This window comes from Marinococcus salis (assembly GCF_054971365.1).
Genome location: NZ_JBQOJB010000048.1, coordinates 1 through 1,281, shown reverse-complemented (window position 1 = coordinate 1,281; position 1,281 = coordinate 1). Strand labels below are relative to the sequence as shown.

2 protein-coding genes are annotated in these 1,281 nt (G+C 53.9%); both read right to left on the bottom strand.

Annotation, left to right across the window (positions count from 1 at the left end; genetic code table 11):
* Positions 1-36 precede the first annotated feature (36 nt).
* Positions 37-924, bottom strand: coding sequence for an IS3 family transposase (locus ACTTK6_RS15775; protein WP_462833949.1), 888 nt, complete (start codon positions 922-924; stop codon positions 37-39).
* Positions 834-1,196 (bottom strand): helix-turn-helix domain-containing protein, encoded by a 363-nt coding sequence (locus tag ACTTK6_RS15770; RefSeq protein WP_233133503.1) that lies wholly within the window; start codon positions 1,194-1,196, stop codon positions 834-836. Before ACTTK6_RS15770 ends, ACTTK6_RS15775 begins: the two co-directional genes overlap by 91 nt.
* Positions 1,197-1,281: the final 85 nt, after the last annotated feature.

Here is a 1,281-nt window from a genome sequence, read left to right as displayed (position 1 = left end):
TGCACTGACCTAGAAATATGAGACAAGATAAAGCACCTAGCCTTCTGCCGTTCGGTATTCCACCGGCGTGTGGAAGGCTAATTTCGTAAAGGGTCGCTGATAATTGTAATAATACATGTACGTCTGCACGTTTTCTAGTATAATGGTAGACGTTAGGGGCACCCCTCGCGGGGTGCGGAATCCTTCCGACTTTAGCGAGGAATGGAAGGATTCAATGACGGCATTATCAAAGCAGTTGCCTCGGCGCGACATGCTTGTGATAATGCCTTTTTTGTGAGCTGCCTCCTGAAAGGCATAAGAGGTGTACTGGCAGCCCTGATCGCTGTGGAGGATCGTACCGCTGGTTTCCCGGCCGGCGCAGGCCCGTTCCAGGGTGTCGAGCACCAGGGCGGTATCCTGCCGATCGCGGATCGTATACGCCAGCACTTCATTATTGTACAGGTCCATCACGGTGGATAAATACCACATGGTTGGCCCGTACGGCAGGTACGTGATATCCGTGACCCATTTTTCATTCGGCTGCTGGGCCTGAAACTGTTGATCCAGCCGATTCGGCACCACCATATCGGAGAGACCGGCGGGTTTTCGGGCCCGCTTCGGTTTGATTTGGCACTGGAGGCCGTACTTCTGCATAATGCGCTGGACGGTGCACCGATGGACATGAATCCCATGATCTTTTCCCAACAGTCCCCGGATGGTCCGGTGCCCCACCCGAAACTGCAGGGAGCGGCAGAGGTCGATGATCAGTTGGTCGAGCCCGGAGGGCTCCCACGACTTCCGGCACCAACGGTAATAGGTGGCCCGGGGCACCCCAAAAATGTGACACAGAAACGTTATCGTATACGTTTGCCGGTGCTGCTCGACGAAGGCGAGGAAGACTTCCGGGGCCACCTCCTTTCGAGTTCCTGGTACTTTCCCCGCAATGCCTCCTTCATTTCGTAGTACTCCACCTGCTGCCGCAACCGGTCGATTTCGCTGTCTTGCGGGCCTTTGCCGTACGTGTACTGCTTGCCAACCGGCTGGCGAAGACGATGCTCTTCTCCGTTCTGGACCCACCTGGCCCATTGCTTGATTTGCGATACATTTTTAATGCCGAAGGCATCCATGAGTGACCGATTGCTCCATCCTTCCTCCCATTTCAGCCGAAGGACTTCCCGTTTCACTTCTGCTGGATACCGTCGTTTACTTTCTCCCATAAGAAAAACACCTCCATCTGTCGATCCTACTACGAATACGACGTGAGAGGTGCTTTTATCTGTCTCATTTATTTAGGTCACTTCA

What these genes read in the sequence shown, in the direction of transcription:
- ACTTK6_RS15770 (WP_233133503.1), bottom strand. Translation starts at nt 1,196, where the DNA reads ATGGGAGAAAGTAAACGACGGTATCCAGCAGAAGTGAAACGGGAAGTC.